Below are 25,161 nucleotides of genomic sequence, written 5' to 3' on the forward strand. Positions count from 1 at the left end.
GATGGTTGCGGAGAACGAGCTTCGCTCCCTGCCGCGGCCGCGGCAGGAGCTTTTCGGTGTGCCGCTGGACGCCCTGACCCTCGGCGAGACCGTGGAGCTGTGCATGGGCGCGGTCAAGACCGGGGATCTGCTCGAGGTCGGCGTCGTGAACGCCGCCAAGATCGTCAAGATGCGCCACGACCCGGCTCTGCGCGACGCCGTCACCGGCTGCGACATCATCGTCGCGGACGGACAGTCCGTGGTGTGGGCGAGCAAGGTCCTGCGCCAGCCGCTGCCCGAGCGGGTGGCCGGCATCGACCTGTTCCAGCGCCTGCTCTACATGGCCGAGCAGCAGGGCCGCTCGGTGTACTTCCTGGGTGCCCGGACCGAAGTGCTGGACCGCATGATCGAGCGGATCCGGTCCCAGCACCCCAGCCTACGGATCGCCGGCAGGCACCACGGCTACTACGGCGACGACGAGGCGCCGGCGATCGCCGATGCCATCAAGGGCAGCGGCGCCGACCTGCTCTTCCTCGGCATGACCTCGCCGAAGAAGGAGGTCTTCGTGGCCACCCACGGCGCCCGCACGGGCGCCAAGGTGGTCCACGGCGTGGGTGGCTCGTTCGACGTGCTCGCCGGCGTGGTCAAGCGGGCACCGCGGGTATGGCAGCGGATGGGCTGTGAATGGCTCTACCGCGCCCTTCAGGAACCGCGCCGGCTCGGCAAGCGGTACCTGACCACCAATGTCGCCTTCGTCGGCCTGGTCGCCGGCGAATGGGTTCGATCGTTCCGTTCCGCCCCGGTGAACACCGGCGAAAGCAACTGAGGAGACTGCACATGCGAGTCGTCATCGCCGGACAGGGCTACGTAGGGCTGCCGCTGGCCGTCCGCGCCGCCGAGGTCGGCCACGAGGTCGTCGGGTACGACGTCGACACCCTCCGCATCGGCCGTCTCGCCGAGGGCGAGTCGTACGTCGAGGACATCCCGGCGGAGCGGCTGCGGGCCGCGATCGCGAGCGGGCGGTACAAGCCCAGCGCCGACCCGGCCGACTGCGCCGGTTACGACATCGCGATCATCACGGTGCCGACGCCGCTGCGCGACGGGGCGCCCGACCTGTCGTACGTCGAGGCGAGCTCCGAGTTGCTGGCCGAGCATCTGCGTCCGGGCGCCACCGTGGTGCTCGAGTCGACCACCTACCCCGGCACCACCGAAGAGGTGGTCCGCCCCATCCTGGAGAAGTCCTCGGGACTCGCGGCCGGTGTCGACTTCCACCTCGGATTCAGCCCGGAGCGGATCGACCCGGGCAACCCGACCTGGACCGTCGTCAACACGCCGAAGATCGTGTCCGGCGTCGACGAGGAGTCCCGGGCCCGGGTCAAGGGCTTCTACGAGACCGTCGTCGAGACCACGGTGAGCGTCGCGTCGACGCGGGAGGCCGAGCTCGCCAAGCTCATCGAGAACACCTTCCGGCACGTCAACATCGCGCTGGTCAACGAGATCGCGATGATCTCCAATGACCTCGGCATCGACGTGTGGCAGGCCATCGACGCGGCCTCCAGCAAGCCGTTCGGTTTCATGCGGTTCACCCCGGGCCCGGGCGTCGGCGGTCACTGCCTGCCGATCGACCCGTCCTACCTGTCGTGGCGGGTGCAGCGTGCGCTCGGCCAGAGCTTCCGCTTCGTCGAGCTGGCCAACGACATCAACAACCACATGCCCGACTACGTGGTGCGCCGGCTCATCGACGCCCTGAACCGGCGTCAGCGGTCCGTGTCCGGCAGCCGCATCCTGCTGCTGGGCCTGGCGTACAAGAAGAACACCGGCGACGCGCGCGAGTCGCCCGCCGTCCGCGTGGTGCAGCTGCTCCGTCAGATGGGTGCCGAGGTCCGGGTGGCCGACCCGCACGTGGTCGAGGCCGTGCACGGCGCGGCCGACCTCACCATGGTGCAGGCGGACGCCGAGGAGCTGAGGGCGGCCGACGCGGTGGTGCTGCTGGCCGACCACGACGCCTTCGACTACGAGCTCATCGCGGCCGAGTCGAGCTACGTTCTCGACACCCGCCGCCGGCTCACCGCAAGCGCCGCGGTCGAGGTGATCTGAGCGTGCCGCGGATCATCTGCGTGGCTGGTGCGCGGCCCAACTTCATGAAGGTCAAGCCGGTCATGGACGCGCTCGAGGCGCGCGGCGCCGAGGTGGTGCTCGTCCACACCGGGCAGCACTACGACGCGGCGATGAACGACGTGTTCTTCGCCGACCTCGGGCTGCGTGCGCCCGATCGCCACCTGGGCACCGGATCCGGCACGCACGCCGAGCAGACCGCTCGCGTGATGACGGCGTTCGAGCCGCTCGTCGACGAGCTGCGTCCGGACGCGGTCGTGGTGGTCGGCGACGTCACCTCCACGCTGGCGTGCGCGCTGGTGGCCGCCAAGGCCGGGGTGCCGGTCGCCCACGTCGAGGCCGGCCTGCGCAGCCGCGACTGGGCCATGCCGGAAGAAATCAACCGGGTCGTCACCGACCGCCTCAGCGAGCTGCTTTTCGCCCCGTCTCCGGACGGTGTGGACAATTTGCGCGCCGAGGGCTACCACGACGACCAGATCCACCTCGCCGGCAACGTCATGATCGACACGTTGTACGCCAACCTCGACCGGGCGCTCGCCTCGGACATCCTGCACCGCTACGAGCTCACCCCGGGTGGGTACGCGCTCGCGACGTTGCACCGGCCGGCCAACGTGGACGATCCCGCGATGCTCGGCGCCCTGTTGACCGCGCTCGGCGAGGTGGCTCGGGAGCTGCCGGTCGTCCTGCCGGTGCATCCGCGCACCGCGGCCCGGCTGGAGCTGGCCGGGCTGCCCGCCGGTATCCGCCTGGTGCCGCCGGCCGGATACCTGGACTTCATCGCCCTGCAGGCGTCGGCCCGGCTGGTGCTGACCGACTCGGGCGGCATCCAGGAGGAGACGACGGCGCTGGGCGTTCCGTGCCTGACGATGCGCGACTCCACCGAGCGCCCGATCACCGTCACCGAGGGCACCAACACCCTGGTCGGCCGCGACCCGGCGCGGATCGTCGGCACGGCCCGTCAGGTGCTTGCCTCGCCGCCGGCGAAGCGGGCGCCGGCCCTCTGGGACGGTCACGCGGGAGATCGCATCGCGGATGTGCTGCTGGCCTACCTGGCCGCACCGGTGCGGTTGCGGCCGACGGATCTGCGGGAGACCGTCGTCGGCTCCTGAACGAGCCACTTGAGATGGTTGCGGCCCGATCCCCGGCAGGGGGTCGGGCCGCTTTTCTTGGCGAGCTTAATGTTCCCCAAAACCGCGATAAATAGGCTGTGTACCGAGTATCGCGGAGGAAACCGACGCACTCCTGAGCCATTCCCGCTGCGCTGCATTCCGGAACGGCCGAACGGTCGGGGAATTCCGCTGATCGGCGGCCGTCCGAACCCGGGACGGCCAAGATCAGTTCCGTCGACCGGGCTGATTGTTCGCGCACTTCACCCGCACCGTTCAACCCTGTCGGCCAGGCGACTGATACTGCCGTCTGCGTACTGCGATATATCTGCTCAGGAGTTCTTCGCTCGCAGAGGCTTGCGGCGTTCCGTCCATCGTCCAGACCACCGAGGGCCGCAGCGCAGCGCGTCTGCGGCGGGAGGCGATTCCCTTGCGCAACCTCATCACGTTCCGGTGGCGGTCGCTGCTGGTGTTCATCCTCGTCGCCGCGGGACTTCCGCTCATCGCGGCCGGACCGGCCGCCGCCGACGCCTGCGCACCGTTGATCAACCCGATCGCCTGCGAGAACAGCAAGCCCGGCACGCCGGCCAGCACATGGGACATTTCCGGCTCCGGAAGCACGGCGCTCCAGGGCTTCAGCACGCAGATCAGTGTCAACGCCGGCGAGACGGTGAACTTCAAAATCAAGTCCACCGCTACGTCGTACCGCCTCGACATCTACCGGATGGGCTACTACGGCGGAAACGGCGCACGGCTGATCACCACGGTCAGTCCGGTCGGTCGCCAGACCCAGCCGAACTGCCTGAGCGATTCCAGCACCGGGCTGGTCGACTGCGGCAACTGGGCGGTCTCGGCCTCGTGGGCGGTGCCGTCCACCGCGGTCTCCGGCATTTACTTCGCCCGGCTCGTCCGGACTGACGGCACCTCCGGCGCCAGCCACATCCCGTTCGTGGTGCGCGACGACTCCAGCCACTCGGGCGTCGTCTTCCAGACCTCCGATTCGACCTGGCAGGCCTACAACCAGTACGGCGGCAACAGCCTCTACGTCGGCTCGCCGGCCGGGCGGGCGTACAAGGTGAGCTACAACCGGCCGATCACCACCCGCGGCACCGGAGCCGAGGACTTCGTCTTCAACGCCGAGTACCCGATGGTGCGCTGGCTCGAGGCCAACGGGTACGACGTCAGCTACATCGCGGGTGTCGACGCCGACCGCAGCGGCGCACTGCTGAAGAACCACAAGGCGTTCCTGTCCGTCGGCCACGACGAGTACTGGTCGGGACAGCAGCGGGCCAACGTCGAGGCGGCCCGTGACGCCGGAGTCAACCTCGCCTTCCTCAGCGGCAACGAGGTCTTCTGGAAGACCCGGTGGGAGCCGTCGACCGACGGCTCCGCCACGGCGTACCGGACGATGGTCTGCTACAAGGAGACCCACGCGAACGCCAAGATCGACCCGACCGCGGCATGGACCGGCAGCTGGCGCGACCCCCGGTTCAGCCCGCCCGCCGACGGCGGCCGGCCGGAGAACGGCCTGACCGGCACGATCTTCAAAGTCAACGCGGGCACGGTGAACCTTCAGGTTCCCGCGGCCGACGGCAAGATGCGACTCTGGCGCGGCACCACCGTGGCCACCCAGGCGGCCGGCGCCACCGCCACCCTCGGCTCCGGAACGGTCGGCTACGAATGGGACGACGACGAGGACAACGGCGCACGCCCGCGCGGCCTGATCCGGCTGTCCAGCACCACCTCGACCAGCGCTGAGGTGCTGACCGACTTCGGCAGCACCTATGCGTCGCCGGGCACCGCGACCCACAACTTGACGATGTACCGCGCGCCTAGCGGAGCGCTGGTGTTCGGCGGCGGAACCGTGCAGTGGTCCTGGGGTCTGGACAGCAACCACGACCGGGGCTCCGGCGCGGCCAGCACACCGATGAAGCAGGCCACCGTCAACCTGCTCGCCGACATGGGGGTGCAGCCGGGAACCCTGCAATCCGGGCTCACCGCGGCCACCGCCTCCACCGACACCACCGGCGCTTCCGCGGCCATCGCAGTTCCGGCGGCCGGTGCGACAGTGCAAGCCGGCTCGGCCACCGCCATCTCCGGCACTGCGACCGACGCCGGCGGCGGCGTCGTCGGCGGCGTCGAGGTGTCGACCGACAACGGGGCCACCTGGCACCCGGCCAACGGCCGCGCGAACTGGACGTACACGTGGACGCCCGGCAGCACCGGAGCCACGACGATCCGGGTCCGGGCCACCGACGACAGCGGCAACGTCGGCGCCGACGCGACCCGGCCCGTCACCGTCGGCGCCCGCACCTGCCCGTGCAGCATCTGGAGCTCCAGCCTCACCCCGGCGACCCCGGCCGACCCGGACAACGTCGGCACCGAGGTCGGCATCAAGTTCCGGGCGGACGTCGCCGGGCAGGTCACGGCGATCCGGTTCTACAAGAGCAGCACCAACACGGGCACGCACGTCGGGCACCTGTGGACGGCCGGCGGCACCCAGCTCGCCAGCGTCACCTTCTCCGGCGAATCCGCCTCCGGCTGGCAGCAGGCCAACCTGTCCACCCCGGTGACGTTGACCGCCGGTACGACGTACATCGTGTCCTACTACGCGCCGAACGGTCACTACGCGGGTGACGTCAGCTACTTCGCCCTGCAAGGCGTCGACAACGCGCCGCTGCATGCGCTCAAGGACGGCGCCGACGGCGCCAACGGCGTCTACCGGTACGGAACCGGCTTCCCGACCGAGGCTTGGGGTTCGGCGAACTACTGGGTCGACGTCGTCTTCAGCCCCGGTGGCAGCACACCCGACACGACAGCGCCGACCGTGACCACCCGGACTCCCGCCTCCGGCGCGACCGGAGTGGCGACCACAACCACAGCCGCCGCTGTCTTCAGCGAACCGGTGCAGAGCAGCACGGTGGTGATGGGTCTCAAGAACGCGGCCGGCACGACGATCGCGGGCAGCACGGCGTACAACTCCGCCACGAACACCGCGACGTTCACGCCCACCGCCGCGCTCGCGGTGAACACCACCTACACCGTGACGGTCAGCGGCGCGAAGGATGCCGCGGGCAACACCATGACCGCCACCTCCTGGTCGTTCACGACCACGGCCGGCACCACGCCGCCGACCGGCACGACGTACACGGTCTGGCCCGCCACGGCCACCCCGGGCACGCCGGCCGACTCGGACACCGCCGCGGTCGAGCTCGGTATGCGGTTCCGGTCCGACGTCGCCGGGCAGGCCACCGGAGTCCGCTTCTACAAGGGCAGTGGCAACAGCGGCACACACGTCGGGCACCTGTGGAGCGCGACCGGAACGCTGCTCGGCACGGTGACCTTCAGCGGCGAGTCGGCCACCGGCTGGCAGACCGCTACGTTCGCGACTCCGGTGACCATTGCCGCCAACACCACCTACATCGTGTCCTACTACGCCCCGGTGGGTCGTTACGCCGGCGACACCAATTACTTCGCGAACAACGGCGTCGACAACGGTCCGCTGCACGCGTTGCAGGACGGCGCCGACGGGGCCAACGGGCTTTACCGGTACGGCGCCGGCGGGGGTTTCCCCACTGACACGTGGCAATCGGCCAACTACTGGGTCGACGTTGTCTTCCTGGCCCCCTGAGGAGAGTGACCTTGAAACGAACAGCAGACCGGCCGCGGCGCCTGGTTCCCGTGCTGGTGGCTTGCCTGGCGCTGGTGGCCGGAGTGCTCGTCGCGCCGGAGGCGGCGGCCGCCGCCACCTGTCCCTGCACGATCTGGCCCAGCACGGCCGTACCGGCTACTCCATCCGACCCGGATCCCGCGGCGGTCGAGGTCGGGGTGAAATTCCGGTCGGACAACGACGGGTTCGTGACGGGAGTGCGCTTCTACAAGGGCAGCGCCAACACCGGCACCCACGTCGGCCACCTGTGGTCGGCGACCGGCACGAACCTGGGCACCGTCACCTTCACCGGTGAGTCCGCTTCGGGCTGGCAGACCGCCACCTTCGCCAGCCCGATCGCGGTCAGCGCGAACACCACCTATGTCGCGTCCTACTACGCGCCGAACGGCCGGTACTCCGGTGACGAGGGGGCGTTCGCCTCCGCGGGGGTCGACAACGCCCCGCTGCACGCGTTGCGCGACGGGGTGGACGGGCCCAACGGCGTCTATCGCTATGGCACCGGCGGTGGCTTCCCCACCAGCTCGTGGCAGTCGGCGAACTACTGGGTCGACGTTGTCTTCACCACGTCCGCCACCGACACGACGCCCCCGACGGTCAGCGGCACCAGCCCGGCCTCCGGGGCCACCGGAGTGGCCACCAATGCCACGGTCAGCGCCACGCTGAACGAGACGCTGCAGACCGGCACCGTGGCGCTCGGGGTGAAGGCGGGCAGCGCGACGGTGGCCGGCACGGCCGCCTACAACGCGACTACCCGGACGGTCACGTTCACACCGTCGGCCGCCCTCGGCACGAACACGACATACACGGCCACGGTCAGCGGGGCGAAGGACACCGCCGGCAACACGATGGCCCCGTACTCGTGGACGTTCACGACAGTGGACTCGACCGGCACCGCCTGCCCGTGCACGATCTGGCCGTCCACCGCGACCCCTGCCACCGCCGCGGCCAACGACAACAGCGCGGTCGAGGTCGGCGTCAAGTTCCGCGCCAACACGGCCGGCTACATCACCGGCCTGAAGTTCTACAAGGGCAGCGGCAACAGCGGCACGCACACCGGCTCGATCTGGAGCACGGCCGGCGCGCGTCTGTCGACCGTCACCTTCACGGGTGAGAGCTCCACCGGCTGGCAGACCGCCACTCTGCCGAATCCGGTCGCGGTCACGGCGAACACGACCTACGTCGCGTCGTACCACACCGACGCGGGCTTCTACTCGGCCACCGGCAACGGCCTCTCCACAGCGGTCACACGAGGTCCGCTGACCGCGCTTGCCAACGGCACCGACGGCGGCAACGGCGTTTACAAGTACGGCGCCAGCAGCTACCCCAATGAGAGCTACCAGTCGACGAACTACTGGGTCGACGTCGTCTTCAACAACACGGCTACCGACACCACGGCCCCGACGCTGATCGCGCGTGGTCCGTCGGCCGGCGCCACCGGGGTGGCGGCCACAACGGCGGTCACCGCGACCTTCAGCGAGCCGGTCACCGCGTCCAGCGTGACGCTGACCGGACCGTCCGGCGCGGTCGCCGGCACGGCGGCGTACAACTCGAGCACCGCCACGGCCACGTTCACCCCGTCCACCGCGCTGGCCTACTCGACCGCGTACACGGTCACGGTGAGCGGTGCCCGCGATGCGGCCGGCAACGTCATGACGCCGGTGACCTGGGGCTTCACCACCGCGGCCGCGCCACCGCCACCGCCCGACCAGGGACCCGGTGGTCCGGTGCTGGTCATCAAGTCGACCGCGACCGGCGCCAGCGGGTTCAGCTCGTTCCTGGCCGAAGTGCTGCGCACCGAAGGTCTCAACGAGTTCACGACCACCGACCTGTCCACCGTCACCGCTGCGACCCTGAGCCAGTACGACGTGGTGCTGCTCGGCCAGACCCCGCTCACGGCCGCTCAGGTCAGCATGTTCACCACCTGGGTCAACGGCGGCGGCAACCTGATCGCGTTCCGTCCGGACGCGCAACTGGCCGGCCTGCTCGGGCTCACCTCCGCGGGCACCACACTGGCCGAGGGATACCTCAAGGTCGACACCACGTCATCGCCCGGCGCGGGCATCACCAACCAAACGGTCCAGTACCACGGGACTGCCGACCGGTACACGCTGAACGGCGCCCGGGCGGTCGCCACGCTGTACACGAACGCGACCACTGCCACGACCAACCCGGCCGTGTCCCTGGTGAGCGTGGGCGCCAACGGCGGTCAAGCCGCGGCGTTCAGTTTCGACCTGCCGCAGTCGCTGGTCTACACCCGGCAGGGCAACCCCGCCTGGGACGGCCAGGAACGCGACGGCACGTCGCCGAGGCGCTCCGACGACCTGTACTTCGGCGGCAGCGCCACCGACTGGGTCAACCTGTCGAAGGCCGCCATTCCGCAGGCCGACGAGCAGCAGCGGCTGCTGGCCAACCTGATCGGCGCGATGGACCTCGATCGCAAGCCGTTGCCGAAGTTCTGGTACTTCCCCCGCAGCCTCAAGGCGGTCGTCGTCGCGACCGGGGACGACCATGCCACGGGCGGCACCTCGGCCCGGTTCGCCCAGTACGCGGCGAACAGCCCGGCGAACTGTGTGGTCGACGACTGGCAGTGCGCCCGGTACACTTCGTACGTCTTCCCGAACACCCCGCTGAGCAACAGCCAGGCGGCGTCCTTCCAGTCGCAGGGCTTCGAGGTCGGCCTGCACACCAACACCAACTGTTCCGACTTCACGCCGAGCTCGCTGAACGGGTTCTACACCGACCAGCTGGCTTCCTGGCGCTCGAAGTACACCTCCGTGCAGGGTCCGTTCACTAACCGCACGCACTGCATCGTGTGGTCGGACTGGTCGAGCCAGGCCACCACCCAGGGGGCCAATGGAATCAGGCTGGACACGGACTACTACTACTGGCCCGGGTCCTGGGTCGCCGACCGGCCGGGCTTCATGACCGGCTCCGGCATGCCGATGCGCTTCTCCGGGAAGACCGGCGGGCTCATCGACGTCTACCAGGCGGCCACCCAGATGACCGACGAGTCCGAGCAGAGCTACCCCTTCACGATCAACACGTTGCTGGACAACGCGCTGGGCTCGCTGGGCTACTACGGCGCCTTCACCGCCAACATGCACACCGACGCTGACACCGAGTTCGAGAGCGATCAGATGCTCGCCTCGGCGCAGGCGCGCGGCGTGCCGCTGATCACCGCCAAGCAGCTGCTCACCTGGGTGGACGGGCGTAACGCCTCGTCGTACTCGGGCATCTCGTGGTCGGGCAGCAACCTCTCGTTCACGGTGAACGTGGGCTCGGGCGCCAACGGCCTGACCGGCATGGTGCCCACGCTCGGGCCCGGCGGGCGGACGCTGACCACGCTGACCCGCGCCGGCTCGGCGGTCTCCTTCACCAGGACGACCATCAAGGGCGTCGAGTACGCGATGTTCACGGCCGCACCCGGCGCATATGTGGCGGCGTACGGCAGCGCGGCGGCACCTGCGGTCACCGCGACGGTCCTCGCGGCCGGCGCCACGACGGCGGACGTCACGCTCGGCGGGACCACCGCCGGTCAAACCACGGTCGAGTACGGCACGGACGCCGCTCAACTGTCCGCGAAGGTCGTGGACGGCACCCAGGCGGCCAAGCGGACCGTGCAGATCGAGGGGCTCAAGCCTGCCACCACGTACTGGTACCGGGTGCGGGTCACCTCACCGGGCGGTAAGACGACGATCTCGCCGTTGCACCGACTGGTCACCGAGGCCCCGGATGCGAAGGCGCCGAGCACCTCGACGGTGACCGCGCTGTCGCGGCCCGACGGCACGGCGACGGTGTCCTGGCGGACGGACGAGTCCGCCGCCGCAACCCTGCAGGTCGGCGAGAAGGCGAACGCGCTCGCCGACTGGCCGGGCGACCTCGAGGGCCGGCAGCACAGCGCGACGGTGACCGGGTTGAAGCCGCAGACCACGTATTACTACCGGGTCCGCAGCGTCGACGCGTCCGGCAACACGACGGTCTGGCCCGCGGTGGGCCAGCCGGCGGCGACGTTCGTCTCCGCAGCGGTTGGTGTGGCCGACTACACCCTTGCCGGCCTGCGCACCGGCACGGCCAACCACACCACGGTCGCCGCCGACGGCGTACGGCTGTCCGGCAACGCCCGGAGCGGCAGCATGGTGTCCCGGGTCCTTGACGCGGGACAGATGGTCACCTGGGATCGGCTGTCGTACCAGGCGTCGGCTCCCGCGGGCACGACCGTCCGGCTGTACATCCGCACCGGCAGCACCTCGGCCCCCGGCGCCGGATGGTCCGGCTGGAAGCCGGCCGGCCAGGGTGACAGGGTCGTGGGAGGGTCCCGGTACGCGCAGTACCGGGTGGAGTTGACCCGCGACAAGAGCGGCGCCTCGCCGGTCCTGCACGGGCTCGGCATCACCTCGGACGCGAAACCATTGGACACACCGACCGAGACGCAACGGTAGTCAGGTAACTGCACCGCTCCACAGCGAAGAGCCCCCGGCCGCGGCCGGGGGCTCTTTCGTGCTCGGCCGGGCGAGCGCGGTGAGGTTGTCACAGGTGATGAGCGAGGACGCCGACAACACCTGCCGCAAATGCCACGTACAAGAACGCCGGACGTCCGACGTCACCCGTCTCCGGGGGTGGCACCGTCGAGTCGTGCAACGCCCCAACGCGTACGGAGTTCAGGTCCTCCTCGATCGTTGACGGAAGGTCCCGATAACGCTTGGCCAACAGTGGCAACCAGTAGGGACGGTCGTACCTCGCCTGAAACACCTCGCCCGTGGCCCGGACGAGAATGGTGTTGGCTCGCACCTCGACGGAACTCACCTCGTGCCAAGCCAGCCGCCGCACTCGACTACCGTCGACCACGACCAGGCCACCGCGGTTCCAGCGGAGCTGCGGCCGGAAATCGAATCGCCAGAGTGCCTCGAGAAACGCCGCGAGCAGCGCCACCCAGACGACTGGTTCCGCGGCGCCCGCCCAGGGAAGCGGTACGTACGAAGCCGCCAGCCAGACCAGAACGACCGTCAGGACGACGGCCGACCATCCCGTCAAGCGGTTCGGCCGGATGACCCGGACAGCGCTTTGCTCCTCGGGTGCCATACCCGTCGGGTCTCCTTCGCGTCATCTGTCGTACTGCGGTCGCCGGAGGACGCGGTGGCGGGCGGGGTCCGTCATCAGCTTTCGGTCGCCACATGGCAATGCCCCGGATTATCCATCCGGGGCATTCCTGCTGGGAAGAAAGAACGGCTCGCGCTAGTAGGCGCCGGAGCTCCGCGCGACAGCGCTGACGGTGCGGGCCAGGATGGCGAGGTCCATGGAGAGCGACCAGTTCTCCACGTACGTCAGGTCGAGCCGGATCGACTCGTCCCAGGAGAGGTCCGAGCGGCCGGAGACTTGCCACAAGCCCGTCATGCCGGGCTTGACCACGAGCCGGCGGCGCATGTCGGCCGGGTAACCGGCGACCTCCCGGGCGAGCGGGGGCCGGGGGCCGACGAGGGACATGTCGCCCTTGAGCACGTTTATCAGCTGGGGCAGCTCGTCGAGGGACAGACGTCGAAGCCATCGGCCGACCGGGGTGACCCGAGGATCGTGCCGCATCTTGAACAGCTCGCCGTCGGTGTCGTTGAGGTTACGCAGCTCCTGCAGGCGTGCTTCGGCGTTGACGACCATCGTGCGGAACTTGTAGAGCTCGAAGAGCTGGCCGTCCTTGCCGACCCGTTCCTGTTTGAAGATGGCGGGGCCGCGCCCGTCGGGGCCGAACTTGACGAGCAGGGCGAGCGCGAGCAGCAGCGGGGAGCTGAGCGTCAGCAGGATGAACGCGCCGACGCGGTCGAAGGCGTTCTTGATGAGCCGGGAGCTGCCCTTGAGCCGCGGGTGCTCGACGTGCAGCATGGGCAGGCCGTCGACCGGGCGGATGGTGGTGCGGTCGCCGGCGACGTCGACCAGGGTGCTGGCGACGATGAGGTCGATCTCGTCGCGTTCGAGCTGCCAGGCGAGGCGGCGCAGCGCGGGGCCGTCGAGCTCGGGGCAGGAGAGCACGACAACCGTGTCGGCGCCGGAGAGGCTGACCGCGGCCGCGACGCCGTCGAAGTCGCCGTAGATCTCGGGCATGCCGGTGACCGCCTCGCAGTCGGCGATCTGGCTGGCCGGCACGCAGGCGCCGAGGATGCCGAGGCCGTGGTGACTCTCCCGGCGCAGCCGGCGGGTCATGTCGGCGACCGCCCGCGCGTGCCCGACCAGGATGACCCGGTGCAGACGGTTACCCCGGGCCCACGAACGGTGCAGCATCTGCCGATAGGCGTATCGAGCGGCCAGGCCGAGAGCGGTGGCAAGAGGAACCGCTATCAGAACGTATCCACGCGCCAAACGCAGGTCGAACGCGAATGAAAAAATGGCCAGCGTAGCAGTGAGGCCTAGTCCGGATCGAACTACTCTCGCGTATTCGTCGGTGCCGACGAACAGGTGCCGCCCCTCGTGGGCCCGGTTGAGCGCCAGCACCGCGATCCAGGCAAGTGGGAAAAGCAGCGTCAGCAGCAGATAGACCAGCAGGAACGGAGCAGGGCCGTAGTTCCCGAATCGCAGGAACAGCGCCGAGCCGGCCGCGGTGAGCCCGACCGCGTAGTCGATGAGGTACAACCCCCAAGTGTACCGGCCGCGCCAGTCGGGGCGTGGGGCGGCCCGGCGAAACCCCGCTGGCCGAACGGCTATGAGCTGGGGTTCTTCCTCGGTGATCTCGACTGTCGACCCCGGGTCGATCGTCTGCACGCCTAGCCTCCGTCATTGATGGCGGTCAACCACGGTCCGTTTTCGTGCCCCTGTCGGACATGCCGGCCGAGGCGGTGTGTAACTAGTTCAGATTTTCACCGTCGGGTGCTGACCCGGCGGACTCCAACGGAGAGCCTGCTTAATCCGGTGGGTCACGCGCTACACCTTTCCGTGCGAGAGGAATGGCGAATCGGATGATGCCATTTCCAAACGCGTCGCAGGCTGGTCAAATCGGGCGTACCGGAATATTGCCATATTCCGGAACTTAATGTTCTCTAAATGTTGGAGTGAACCTGCAACTCTTACTCCAAAGCACGGTACGGGTCAATCGTCCGAAGAGGACATCGGTATGTATTAAATCCGACCACGTTCCGCGATATATGTGTTGCAGGCCTCATATAGCGGCAAGAGTCCCGTGGCCTGCGCCTCTGCCAGCGACGGCGCCGCGGCGTCCTTGGTGGACAGTGACGGACTGGTGGTGGGCCAGGCGATCCCGAGCTCCGGGTCGAGCGGGTCGACGCCGTGCTCGTGCCCGGGGCGATAGGTGCTCGAGCAGAGGTACGTCACGGTGGCGCCGTCGGTCAGCGAGCAGAACGCGTGCCCGAGTCCTTCGGCCAGATAAACGGCTTTTCGCTCCCGATCGTCCAAAGGAACGGCCTCCCAGGCGCCGAAAGTCGGCGAGCCCACGCGGATGTCGACGATCACGTCGAGGATCGCGCCGGAGACGCATGTCACGTACTTGGCCTGGCCGGGCGGCACGTCGGCGAAGTGGATGCCGCGCACGACGTCGCGGGCCGAGGTGGAGAGGTTGGCCTGGGCCAGGTCGAGCGGGTGGCCGACGACCTCGGCCAGCTTGTCGAAGCGGTACCACTCGAGGAACACGCCGCGGCCGTCGCCGTGCTGGACCGGCGTGATCTCGAAAGCGCCCTCGATGGTCAGCGGCCGGATCTTCACAGCGCGCCCCCGAACTTACCGGAATCGAGCAGTCGCATCAGGTAGTCGCCGTATCCGCTCTTCAGCAGCGGGGTCGCCAGGGCGCGCAGCCCGTCGTCGGAGACGAAGCCGAGCCGCCACGCCGCCTCCTCGATGCAGCCGATCTTGAGGCCCTGCCGCTCCTCGATGACCCGTACGTACTCCGACGCCTGCACCATCGACTGGAACGTGCCGGTGTCCAGCCAGACCGTGCCCCGGTCGAGGACGGTCACCTCGAGCCGGCCCTGCCGCAGGTACTCCTCGTTCACCGCGGTGATCTCCAGCTCGCCACGCTCGCTGGGCACCAGCTTCTCCACGATCCGCACCACGTCGGCATCGTAGAAGTAGAGCCCGGGAACGACGTACGTCGACTTGGGTTTGTCCGGTTTCTCCTCGATTGAGAGAACCTTGCCGTTGTCGTCGAACTCCACCACCCCGTAGCGCTCGGGGTCGGCGACCGGGTAGGCGAAGACCCGGCCGCCCGACGGCGAGGCGAAACGGGCGAGCTGACGGCCCAGGCCCACGCCGTGGAAGATGTTGTCGCCCAGCACCAACGCGACGGGCTGGTCGCCGATGAAGTCCGCGCCGATCTTGAACGCCTGGGCGATCCCGTCGGGGCTCGGCTGCACGGCGTACGAGAGGGAGAGCCCGAGGCTGCTGCCGTCACCCAGCAGCCGCTGGAAGAGCGGCTGGTCCTCGGGGGTGGTGATCACGAGAATTTCCCGGATCCCCGCTGATACCAGAGTGGTAAGCGGGTAGTAAATCATCGGCTTGTCGAAGATCGGCATCAACTGTTTCGACATCGCCATCGTAATGGGCCACAGTCGTGAGCCGGTTCCACCGGCGAGCAGGATTCCGCGCACCGAAGGAGACTAGGCAGCGCACGCAAGACGCGTACACTCGCCAGCCGTGCAGATTTTCGTGACCGGGGGTGCCGGTTTCATCGGTTCGGCCTATGTCCGGGCCCTCCTGCAGGACGAATACGCCGGCGCGGCAGGCGCCTCGGTGACGGTTCTGGACCTGTTGTCCTATTCCGGTAATCGAGACAACCTCCCTCTGACGGATTCCCGACTGCGATTCGTACAGGGTGACATCACCGATTCGGCCCTTCTTCGCGAGCTGTTGCCCGGGCATGACGCCGTCGTTCATTTCGCGGCCGAGTCCCATGTGGACCGCTCGATCGCGGGCGCGCTGCCGTTCGTGACAACCAACGTGCTGGGCACCCAGACGCTGCTCGACGAGGCTCGCGCTGCCGGCGTCGGCCGCTTCCTGCACGTCTCCACCGACGAGGTGTACGGCTCGATCGACGAGGGCTCGTGGACCGAGACGTGGCCGCTCGCCCCGAACTCGCCGTACGCGGCCTCCAAGGCCTCCTCCGACCTGATGGCGCTGGCCGCCCACCGCACGCACGGCATGGACGTGGTGGTCACCCGCTGCTCCAACAACTACGGCACGCATCAGTTCCCCGAGAAGGTCATCCCGCTGTTCGTCACGAACCTGATCGACGGCAAGCAGGTGCCCCTCTACGGCGACGGCGGCAACGTGCGCGACTGGCTGCACGTCACCGACCACTGCCGGGGCATCCAGCTGGCGCTGGAGAAGGGCCGCGCGGGCGAGGTCTACAACATCGGCGGCGGCACCGAGCTGAGCAACCGCGAGCTCACCGGCCGGTTGCTCGAGGCATGCGGCGCCGGCTGGGAGATGGTCACGCCGGTCACCGACCGCAAGGGCCACGACCGCCGCTATTCGCTGGACATCACCAAGATCAAAAACGAGCTCGGGTACGAGCCGCAGGTCACCCTCGAGCAGGGGCTCGCCGACACGGTCAGCTGGTACCGCGAGAACCGGGCCTGGTGGGAGCCGCTGAAGGCGCGGGCGGCCCTCTGATGCGCTGGCTCGTCACCGGCGCCGGCGGCATGCTGGGGCGTGATCTCCAGGTGGCCCTCGCCGAGGCCCAAGAGCTTGACGTGTACGCGGCCACGCGCGCCGATCTCGACATCACCGATCTTGCCGCGGTGCGCGATGCCGCTCTTGGTGCCGATGTGGTGCTCAACGCGGCGGCGTGGACGGACGTCGACGGCGCCGAGGCCGCGGAGGAGTCGGCCACGGCGGTCAACGGTGACGCCGTACGCGTGCTGGCCGAAACGGCCGGAAAGCGACTGATCAGCGTTTCCACCGACTATGTCTTCGACGGCGCGGCCACCGCGCCGATCCCGGAGGGAACCCCGCACGCGCCGATCAACGCCTACGGCCGCGGCAAGGCGGCCGGCGAGCGCGCGGTGCTCGCCGGCGGCGGGTACGTCGTGCGCACCGCCTGGCTGTACGGCGAGCACGGCCCCAACTTCGTGCGGACGATGCTGCGGCTCGCCGCCGACCGGGACACCCTCGACGTCGTCGACGACCAGCAGGGCTCGCCCACCTGGTCGCTCGCCCTGGCCCGCCAGCTGGTGGCGCTGGGCCGCGCCGCGGTCGCGGGCCGCGCCGAGCCGGGCGCCTACCACGGCACCGCGGCCGGCTCGACCACCTGGTTCGGCCTCGCCCGGGCCGTCTTCGAGGAGGCCGGCCTCGACCCCGCGCGGGTACGCCCGACGACCAGCGACAAGTTCGTCCGCCCGGCGCGGCGCCCGGCGTACAGCGTGCTCGGCCACGACCGCTGGGCCGGCACCGGCGTCGGCCCCCTGCCCGATTGGCGGGCCATGCTGACCGAAGCGATGCCTTCGTTGTCGGAAAGGTGACCTCGGCGTCCGGGCCATCCTCGCCGGCCCCCGTCCCGAATACCTATCGAGGGACAGAACCCTTCCTGGCTATCCGACGTTTGTCAGGTATGGCCCGCAGGGGACGGGGGTTGCCGGTTCCGGTGGAAACCCGGAGGCGATCACTAGCGAGCCAGGCGCACTCTGAGGCAACAACCGCACACGACATCGGAGATGATCGAAATGCGAAGCCAGCTTCTCGCCGCCCGCGCGGCCGCCCTGTTCGCCAGTGACCTGCCGACCGGCTCCCGCCCGAGTTTCTCCGCGGTTAGCACCGCGATCGCCACTTCCGTCCACGCGTGCGGGGGCACCCGCGGTTGCGTGGCCATGATGGCCGCCGCCTACGGCGACTACCCGGAGACGTCAGCCCCGCGCATGCGCTGGGCGCTGAGTGTCGCCTCGATGATGGCGCCCGGGGCCGTCCGGCCCGAACCGGACAGGGAGCTCATCGCGGCTTGATCCGCCGGGTGTTTGGTCTCCTGAGATTTCGCTGAGTGATGGGGGTCACCCTGTCGGAAAACGGGATGCCTCGCGAACTGCATCAATGGCAGTATCCAGGCCATACACACAGTGATCGCGATCTCTGGAGCACCCCGTGACTGATCAAGCGGCTGCTGCGCCGCCCGAGAAACTGGACGCCGCGGTATTCAAGATTGCCGGCGTCGTAGTGCTCGGCGCCGTGATGTCGATCCTCGACATCACCGTCGTGAGCGTCGCGCTGCCGACGTTCCAGACGGAGTTCAACGCGACGTACGCCGAGGTCGCGTGGACCCTCACCGGCTACACCCTGGCGCTGGCCACCGTGATCCCGCTCAGCGGGTGGGCGGCCGACCGGTTCGGCACCAAACGTCTCTACATGCTGGCCCTGCTGCTGTTCACCGCCGGGTCCGTGCTCTGCGCCACCGCCGGCTCGATCGAGCAGCTCGTGGGCTACCGCGTGCTGCAGGGTCTCGGCGGCGGCATGCTCATGCCGCTGGGCATGACGATCATGACCCGGGCGGCCGGCCCCAAGCGCATCGGCCGCCTGATGGCGGTCCTCGGCATCCCGATGCTGCTCGGCCCGATCGGCGGCCCGATCCTGGGTGGCTGGCTGATCGAGGCCGCGAGCTGGCACTGGATCTTCCTGATCAACCTGCCGATCGGCATCGTCGCGCTGGTCTACGCGTTCTTCGCGCTGCCGAAGGACAGCCCGGTGCCGTCCGAGTCGTTCGACTTCGTCGGCATGCTGCTGCTCTCGCCCGGCCTCGCGCTGTTCCTGTTCGGCGTCTCGTCGCTGCCGCAGGAGGGCACGATCACCGCGCCGAAGGTGTGGATCACCATGCTGATCGGCGCGATCATGATGGTCACCTTCGTGTGGTACTCGTTCAGGCCCCGGCACCCGCTGCTCGACCTGCGGTTGTTCCGTAACCGGCGGCTGACCGTGTCGACCGTCGCGCTGTTCGTGTTCATCATCGCGTTCATGGGCGCCGGCCTGCTGTTCCCCAGCTACTTCCTGCAGGTGCGGGGCGAGTCGACGCTGCACGCGGGTCTGCTGATGGCCCCGCAGGGCATCGGCGCGATGCTCACCATGCCGATCGCGGGCATGCTCGCCGACCGGGTCCCGGTCGGCCGTACGGTCCCGTTCGCGATGGCGTTGATCGCGGCCGGCTTCTTCACGTTCACCCAGGTCGGCGTCGACACGTCGTACGTGCTGCTGTGCGGCTCGCTGTTCGTGATGGGCCTCGGCATGGGCGGCACGATGATGCCGATCATGACCTCGGCGCTGCGGACGCTCGACCACCACGACGTGGCCCGCGGTTCGACGCTGGTCAACATCCTGCAGCAGATCGGCGGCTCGATCGGCACGGCGACCATGTCGGTGATCCTGACCAGCCAGCTCAACCAGTCGCCCGACATCCCCGGCGCGGTCAACCCGCAGACCGGTGAGCCGGTCACCGAGGCGGGCGCGGCGATCGCCCATCAGCAGGGCATCAACCTGCCGATCCCGCCTGACATCATCGAGCGCGGTCTGAACTTCGTGGCCGACTCGTTCGCCACGACCTTCACCGTCGGCTTCTTCCTGGTGCTGGCGACGTTCATCCCGATCGCCTTCCTGCCGCGCAAGAAGGAAGAGATCCCGGCCGGCGCGACGGACTCCGCCGATGCCCCGGTGATGATCCACTGAAATTCGGTCGCCCGCCGTGGGCGATCTTCGTACCCTTCCTGAAACAGCGATGACGGGGGAGGGGGCCAGCGATGCGTAACCGCAGCGCCGCCCTCACCCCCGTTTCGCGTTTCGAGCTGATTCTCGTCTCCGGCGTGCCCAGTCCCGGGTGCGCCGCCGGGGCTGGACGAGCCTGACCACCTTCGTGGCCGGGCTGGGCGCTTTGTCCCATCCGCCCGAATCGGAAGACCGAGAATCATGCGAGTCCGCAACCTCGGCATCCTCGCCCACGTGGATGCCGGCAAGACCACCCTGACCGAACGCGTCCTGTTCGCCACCGGCGCCACCTACAAGCGCGGCGAGGTGCACGACGGCACCACGGTCACCGACTTCGACCCGCAGGAGCGCGACCGTGGCATCACCATCTTCGCGGCCGCGGTCAGCTGCGACTGGGCCGGCCACCGCCTCAACCTGATCGACACCCCCGGCCACGTGGACTTCGCCGACGAGGTCGAGCGCTCGCTGCGGGTGCTCGACGGCGCGGTGGTCGTCTTCGACGGCGTGGCGGGGGTCGAGCCGCAGACCGAGGCCGTGTGGCGCGTCGCCGACCGCTACAAGGTTCCGCGGATCGTCTTCGTCAACAAGCTCGACCGCCCGGGCGCCGACCTCACCCTGGTCGTCGAGTCGATCCGTACGCGGCTGCACGTGGAGCCGCTGGTGACGCAGCTGCCGATCGGCGTCGAGGGCGCGCTGGCCGGCGTGGTCGACCTCGTCGGCATGCGTCGCCTGACCTGGCTCGACGGCATTCTCCGTGAGGAGCCTGCCGCCGACGCCGACAGCCGGACGGCCCGGAAAGCTCTGGAGGAGGCGGTGGCCGAACGGCACGGCGGCGCCCTCGACGAGCTGGGACGCATGTCGGACGCGACCCTGCGGCGGGCCCTGCGCGACCTCACCGTCTCCGGCGAGGCGGTCGTGGTGCTGTGCGGCTCCGCGTACCGCCAGATCGGCGTCGAGCCCCTGCTCGACGCGGTGGTCGACTACCTGCCCGCGCCGGCCGGCAACCCCGGCACCCATCTGGCCGCCCTGGTGTTCAAGGTGCACGCCGCCCGCACCGGCCGGCTCACCTACCTACGCCTCTACGAAGGCACGCTCCGAAAGGGGGACATCGTGTGGGACGCGACCGGCCAACGACCCGAGCGGATCTCCCGGATCCTCCGAGTCCAGGCCGACCGCCACACCGACATCGACCAGGCGACGGCCGGTGACATAGTCGCGCTGGCAGGCGTCAAGGCGTCCCGTCCCGGTGCCACGCTGTGCACCCGAGAGCACCCGGTGCTCCTGGAACAGCCGCGCACGGCCGAGCCACTGGTCTCGGTCGCGGTGGAGGCGCACACCCCCGCCGACGGGCAGCGCCTGGGACCGGCGCTGGCCGCGCTGGTCGACCAGGATCCGTCCCTTTCCGTACGCGTCGACCCCGAAACCGGCCAGACCCTGCTGGCCGGCCTGGGTGAGCTGCATCTGGAGGTAGCCGTGACGAAACTGCGCCGCGACGCCGGCCTGGCCGTGACGGTGGGCCGCCCGCGGGTTGCCCACCGGGAGACCGTCGTCCGGGGCGTGACCGGTTTCCGATACCGCCACGCCAAGCAGGACGGCGGCGCCGGCCAGTTCGCCGACATCGTCCTCGACGTGCGCCCCGGCGAGGGTTTCTCGTCGACGGTGACCGGCGGGCGGGTGCCGGCCGAGTTCGTCCGGGCGGTCGAGGCCGGCTGCCGGGAAGCTCTCGCCGAGGGCCCGCTCGGCGGCCACCCGGTGGTCGGCGTGCAGGTCACGCTGGTCGACGGCGGCACCCACCCGAAGGATTCGTCGGAGCTCGCCTTCCGCACGGCCGGCAAGCTCGGCCTGCGGCAGGCGCTCGCTTCCTGCGAGATGGTGCTGCTCGAGCCGGTAGCCGACGTGACGGTCACCGCCCCGACGGAAACGCTGGGCGGCGTGCTCGGCGACCTGGCCGCCCGCCGCGGCCAGATCACCGACACCACGGCCGGAACGGTGACGGCGACGGTCCCGCTGGCGGCGCTGTTCGGCTACACGACGAGGCTGCGCAGCCAGACCCACGGCCGCGGCACGTTCACCACCCGCCCGGCCGGCTACCGCCCCGCCGCCTGAAACAGGCACGGCCGCGCCCGCTGCAAACGAGCGTGGCCGCGCCCCGCCGGGAAGTGTGCGGGCCTCGAACTCCGCCAAGGTCGAGGCCCGCCTCCCGCCGCCCCCGCGGAGCATCACCCCGCATTAGTCGCGCTCAGCCCGGCGTCAGGCGAAGATTTCGCCGGCCCGGGCCTTCGCCAGCAGCAGCGCCGGCGGCGCGAACCGATCGCCATACCGCGCTGCCAGCTCGCGCGCCCGGTCCACGAAACCAGGCAGCCCGCCCGGGTACTGGTTGATGTACTGCAGCACCCCGCCCGTCCATCCGGGATAGCCGATCCCCAGGATGGAACCGACATTCGCTTCCGGCACCGAGTTCAGCACGCCCTCGTCGAGGCACTTCACGCTCTCGATCGCCTCGATGAAGAGGAAGCGCTCCTTCAGATCCTCGAACGGGACGCGCGCATCCGGCCGTGCGAACGCCGATAAACCTTTCCACAACCCGGTGCGCCTGCCGTCCTCGTACGTGTAAAAACCCGCACCGGACGAACGGCCCGGACGCCCGAAATCGTCGATCATCCGATCGACGACCTCGTCCGCCGGATGCGTGACCCATGCGTCGCCGAGGGCCGCCTGGTACTCGCGGCGGATCTTGCGGGGGAGCGTCAGCGTGAGCTCGTCCATCAGCTGCAGGACCGGCGCCGGGTAGCCCGCCTGGCTGCTGGCCTGCTCGATGCTCGCCGCCGGCACGCCCTCGGCCAGCATCGCGATGCCCTCGTTGGTGAAGGTGCCGATCACCCGGCTGGTGAAGAAGCCCCGGCTGTCGCCCACCACGATCGGCGTCTTGCGCAGGAGCCCCACTACGGAGAGTGCGCGCCGCAGCGCTTCGTCGCTTGTCTTCTCGCCGGGGATGACCTCGACGAGCGGCATCTTGTCCACCGGTGAGAAGAAGTGCAGGCCGATGAAGTCGCTCTGTCGCCGCACGCCTTCGGCGAGCACCGTGATCGGCAGTGTGGACGTGTTCGAGCAGAGCAGCGCATGTGGCGCCACGACGTCCTCGATCTCGGCGAAGACCTTGTGCTTGAGCCCGACGTCCTCGAAGACCGCCTCGATCACCAGGTCCGCGCCGGCCAGATCGGCCAGGTCCGCGGTCGGCGTGATGCGGTCGGGCACGCTGGGGTCCTTCGCACGCTTCTCCGCGTACGCCTTCCCGCGCGTCGCCGCCTCGAGGGAGACGTCGCGCAGCACCACCTCCAGGCCGGCGCGGGCACAGACGTACGCGATGGCGGCGCCCATCATGCCGGCGCCGAGCACCGCGACCTTGCGCACCGGCGGCACCTCACCCACGTCGCGGCGGTTCACCGTGTTGAGGTCGTAGAAGAACGCCTGGATCATGTTCTTCACCGTCTGCCCGGTGGCGAGCGAGGCGAAGTAGCGGCTCTCGATGTCGAACGCGGTGTCGATGTCGAGCTGAGCGCCCTCGACGGCCGCGCAGAGGATCGCCCGGGGAGCGGGGTAGGGCGCACCCTTGAGCTTCTTCTGCAGGTTGGCCGGGAACGCCGGCAGCTGCACCAGAGGGACGCCTCCGGGGATTTTGAAACGCGGCTGGTCCCAGGGTTGGACGGCGTCGGGGTTGGCGCGAATCCAGGTTTTCGCCGCCGTGATCAACTCGTCGGGCGAGGCGACCAGTTCGTCGATCAGGCCGAGCTTGTGGGCGGCCGCGGCCCGGTGGCGAACGCCGGTTAACAAGACCTCGGTCAGCGCGGTGGCCAGGCCGAGCAGCCGCACCGTGCGCACCACGCCGCCGCCGGCCGGCAGCAGGCCCAGCGTGACCTCGGGACACCCGACCTCCAGCTTCGGGTCGTCGAGCGCGATCCGCCGATGGCAGGCGAGCGCGATCTCCAGCCCGCCGCCGAGCGCCGACCCGTTGAGCGCCGCCACCACCGGGCGCCCGAGAGTCTCCAGTCGCCGCAATTGCGCCTTGACTTCCGTGGCCTGCCGCATCGCCTCGTCGGCCTGGCCGGGCCCGATCTGGCGGAGCCGATCGAGGTCGCCGCCCGCGAACCACGACTTCTTGGCGGAGGTGATGATGACGCCGGTGATCTCGTCGCGGGACTCCTCGAGGCGTGCGACCGTGGCCGCCATGCTCTCGACGTACGCCTGATTCATGGTGTTGGCGCCTCGCGCCGGATCATCCAGGGTGAGCACGACGATGCCGTCCTCGCCGCGTTCCCAGCGGATCGTGCCGCTCATCGGATCACCTCCACGATCGTCGCCGCGCCCATGCCGCCTCCGATGCAGAGCGTGGCCAGGCCGTAGCGGCCGCCGCGCCGTTCCAGTTCGTCGACCAGCGTGCCGATGATCATCGCGCCGGTCGCGCCGAGCGGATGGCCGAGGGCGATGGCGCCGCCGTTGACGTTGACGATCTCGGGGTCGACCTTGAGGTCGTCGACGAAGTGCAGCACCGCGGCCGCGAACGCCTCGTTCATCTCGACGAGGTCGAGGTCGTCGACGGTGAGGCCGGCTTTGTCCAAGGCTTTGCGGCAGGCCGGCGCCGGCCCGGTCAGCATGATGGTCGGGTCGGCGCCGCTGAGGGCGGCCGAGACGATGCGCGCCCTCGGCGTCAGGCCGGCCCGCTCGCCGGCCTCCTGGGAGCCGACCAGCACCAGCGCCGCGCCGTCCACGATGCCCGACGAGTTGCCGGCCGTGTGCACGTGGTCGATCCGCTCGACCCAGTGGTATTTCTGCAGCGCCACCGCGTCGAAGAAGTCCATGTTCGCGAACGACGGTTTCAGTGCCGCGAGACCGTCCATTGTGGTTTCCGGACGCACGTGCTCGTCGTGGTCGAGCAGGACGAGGCCGTTGCGGTCGCGGACCGGCACGACCGACCGTTGGAAATACCCGTTCGCCCAGGCGTGCGCCGCCCTCTGCTGCGATTTCAACGCGTACGCGTCGACGTCGGCCCGGGAGAATCCGTCCAGCGTGGCGATCAGGTCGGCGCCGATGCCCTGCGGCACGAAGCCCGTGTTCAGATTGGTCTCGGGGTCGAGCGCCCACGCGCCGCCGTCCGAGCCCATCGGCACCCGCGACATCGACTCGACGCCGCCGGCGAGAACCAAGTCTTCCCAGCCTGAACGGATCTTCTGCGCGGCGAGGTTCACCGCCTCGAGCCCGGACGCGCAGAACCGGTTGACCTGCAGGCCGGCCACGGTCTCGGGCAGGCCGGCGGCGAGCGCCGCGGTCTTGGCGATGTCGGCGCCCTGCTCGCCGATCGGGGAGACGACGCCGAGCACCACGTCGTCGATGGCGGCCGGATCGAGGGCCGGAGCGCGCCGGAGCAGCTCGTCGATGAGGCCGGTGACCAGCGAGACCGGCTTGGCGCCGTGCAGCGAACCGGTCTTCTTCCCCCGCCCCCGCGGTGTGCGCAGGGCGTCGTATACGTACGCCTCCTGGGTGCGAATCATGGTTAACTTTTTCCCGTGTTTCGGCTCGTTGTCAAGGCTGCCGATATCCGTCAGACGCGAATCGGCGCTAACCCGC

Annotated in this window: 16 protein-coding genes; 10 read left to right on the top strand and 6 right to left on the bottom strand. The window is 69.4% G+C overall.

From position 1 onward, the window contains the following. Position 1 precedes the first annotated feature (1 nt). The 5 genes from ACQPZX_RS15300 (at position 2) to ACQPZX_RS15320 (ending at position 11,309) form a co-directional block, all read left to right on the top strand. A complete protein-coding gene (locus tag ACQPZX_RS15300) occupies positions 2-805 on the top strand; it encodes a WecB/TagA/CpsF family glycosyltransferase (RefSeq protein ID WP_433380428.1) in 804 nt (267 codons plus the stop codon). An 11-nt stretch (positions 806-816) separates the two neighbouring features. Continuing rightward, positions 817-2,076, top strand: coding sequence for a nucleotide sugar dehydrogenase (locus ACQPZX_RS15305; RefSeq protein WP_433380431.1), 1,260 nt, complete (start codon positions 817-819; stop codon positions 2,074-2,076). A 2-nt stretch (positions 2,077-2,078) separates the two neighbouring features. After that, on the top strand, positions 2,079-3,203 hold the full coding sequence (wecB, locus tag ACQPZX_RS15310; protein ID WP_433380434.1) for a non-hydrolyzing UDP-N-acetylglucosamine 2-epimerase: 1,125 nt from the start codon (positions 2,079-2,081) through the stop codon (positions 3,201-3,203). A 427-nt stretch (positions 3,204-3,630) separates the two neighbouring features. Beyond that, positions 3,631-6,831 (top strand): N,N-dimethylformamidase beta subunit family domain-containing protein, encoded by a 3,201-nt coding sequence (locus tag ACQPZX_RS15315; RefSeq protein ID WP_433380437.1) that lies wholly within the window; start codon positions 3,631-3,633, stop codon positions 6,829-6,831. A gap of 11 nt (positions 6,832-6,842) precedes the next feature. Next, positions 6,843-11,309 (top strand): DUF4082 domain-containing protein, encoded by a 4,467-nt coding sequence (locus tag ACQPZX_RS15320; RefSeq protein ID WP_433380440.1) that lies wholly within the window; start codon positions 6,843-6,845, stop codon positions 11,307-11,309. Between the two features lie 88 nt (positions 11,310-11,397). Here the strand turns inward: ACQPZX_RS15320 and ACQPZX_RS15325 are convergent, their stop codons facing one another. From ACQPZX_RS15325 to rfbA, 4 genes are all read right to left on the bottom strand, one after another. Then, entirely contained in the window at positions 11,398-11,949 is a 552-nt protein-coding gene (locus ACQPZX_RS15325; protein WP_433380443.1) for a hypothetical protein, read from the bottom strand. A 153-nt stretch (positions 11,950-12,102) separates the two neighbouring features. After that, on the bottom strand, positions 12,103-13,485 hold the full coding sequence (locus ACQPZX_RS15330) for a sugar transferase (protein WP_433380446.1): 1,383 nt from the start codon (positions 13,483-13,485) through the stop codon (positions 12,103-12,105). 483 nt (positions 13,486-13,968) lie between these two features. Further along, on the bottom strand, positions 13,969-14,568 hold the full coding sequence (locus ACQPZX_RS15335; RefSeq protein WP_433380449.1) for a dTDP-4-dehydrorhamnose 3,5-epimerase family protein: 600 nt from the start codon (positions 14,566-14,568) through the stop codon (positions 13,969-13,971). Next, positions 14,565-15,449, bottom strand: a complete 885-nt coding sequence (rfbA, locus tag ACQPZX_RS15340; protein WP_433380452.1) for a glucose-1-phosphate thymidylyltransferase RfbA — start codon at positions 15,447-15,449, stop codon at positions 14,565-14,567. The genes ACQPZX_RS15335 and rfbA overlap by 4 nt, the downstream gene beginning before the upstream one ends. A 46-nt stretch (positions 15,450-15,495) precedes the next feature. On the opposite strand from rfbA, the gene rfbB reads away from it, so the two are divergent. The 5 genes from rfbB to ACQPZX_RS15365 all read left to right on the top strand — a co-directional run bounded on the left by rfbB (position 15,496) and on the right by ACQPZX_RS15365 (position 21,645). Then, positions 15,496-16,473, top strand: coding sequence for a dTDP-glucose 4,6-dehydratase (gene rfbB / locus ACQPZX_RS15345; protein ID WP_433380455.1), 978 nt, complete (start codon positions 15,496-15,498; stop codon positions 16,471-16,473). After that, positions 16,473-17,321: a dTDP-4-dehydrorhamnose reductase gene (gene rfbD / locus ACQPZX_RS15350; protein ID WP_433380458.1), complete on the top strand. Its 849-nt coding sequence runs from the start codon at positions 16,473-16,475 to the stop codon at positions 17,319-17,321. The genes rfbB and rfbD overlap by 1 nt, the downstream gene beginning before the upstream one ends. A gap of 201 nt (positions 17,322-17,522) precedes the next feature. Next, positions 17,523-17,798, top strand: a complete 276-nt coding sequence (locus ACQPZX_RS15355; RefSeq protein ID WP_433380461.1) for a hypothetical protein — start codon at positions 17,523-17,525, stop codon at positions 17,796-17,798. A gap of 136 nt (positions 17,799-17,934) precedes the next feature. Then, positions 17,935-19,503 (top strand): DHA2 family efflux MFS transporter permease subunit, encoded by a 1,569-nt coding sequence (locus ACQPZX_RS15360; RefSeq protein WP_433380464.1) that lies wholly within the window; start codon positions 17,935-17,937, stop codon positions 19,501-19,503. Positions 19,504-19,740: 237 nt separating this feature from the next. Further along, entirely contained in the window at positions 19,741-21,645 is a 1,905-nt protein-coding gene (locus ACQPZX_RS15365) for an elongation factor G (RefSeq protein ID WP_433380467.1), read from the top strand. Positions 21,646-21,789: 144 nt separating this feature from the next. On the opposite strand, the gene ACQPZX_RS15370 is transcribed toward ACQPZX_RS15365, so the two are convergent. After that, positions 21,790-23,874: a 3-hydroxyacyl-CoA dehydrogenase NAD-binding domain-containing protein gene (locus ACQPZX_RS15370; RefSeq protein ID WP_433380470.1), complete on the bottom strand. Its 2,085-nt coding sequence runs from the start codon at positions 23,872-23,874 to the stop codon at positions 21,790-21,792. Then, positions 23,871-25,085, bottom strand: coding sequence for an acetyl-CoA C-acetyltransferase (locus ACQPZX_RS15375; protein ID WP_433380473.1), 1,215 nt, complete (start codon positions 25,083-25,085; stop codon positions 23,871-23,873). Before ACQPZX_RS15375 ends, ACQPZX_RS15370 begins: the two co-directional genes overlap by 4 nt. Positions 25,086-25,161 lie beyond the last annotated feature (76 nt).

The sequence above is a fragment of the Actinoplanes sp. CA-142083 genome (assembly GCF_050942195.1).
Taxonomy (GTDB): domain Bacteria; phylum Actinomycetota; class Actinomycetes; order Mycobacteriales; family Micromonosporaceae; genus Actinoplanes.